The organism is Paenibacillus sinopodophylli (assembly GCF_005930355.1).
GTDB lineage: Bacteria > Bacillota > Bacilli > Paenibacillales > Paenibacillaceae > Pristimantibacillus > Pristimantibacillus sinopodophylli.
In genome coordinates this window covers 150,653-150,939 of sequence record NZ_VDBO01000011.1, presented here as the reverse complement: position 1 = coordinate 150,939, position 287 = coordinate 150,653, and the positions used below count along the sequence as shown (strand labels likewise).

Sequence of the window (287 nt, the reverse complement as noted above, 5' to 3'; positions counted from 1 at the left end):
GATACCGTCGGTGTTGCCGTGATGCTGCTCACGCCATTAGCCACGCTCGCCGTGTAGCTTGTCGTGCCAGATGCAAATAAAGGACTCAGCGTTCCACTCGACAGACTCAACCCGCCTAAGTCAGCGTTGCTGCTTAACGCTGCCGCCGCTCGTGTCACCGTCAACGTGTACGTCTTCGTTGTTATGCCATCCTCTGCCGTCACCACCGTTGTGATCGTGTTGCTTCCGACACTCAAGCTAATGTCTCCCGATGCTGCTCCGCTCGCAACTGCTATGCCGTTCACCGT

General features: G+C 56.8%; 1 protein-coding gene. It reads right to left on the bottom strand.

Annotated features, from left to right (window positions below):
- Positions 1-287 (bottom strand): cadherin-like beta sandwich domain-containing protein (locus tag FGT79_RS25020; protein ID WP_171056436.1); only part of this gene is annotated, 287 nt, incomplete at both ends.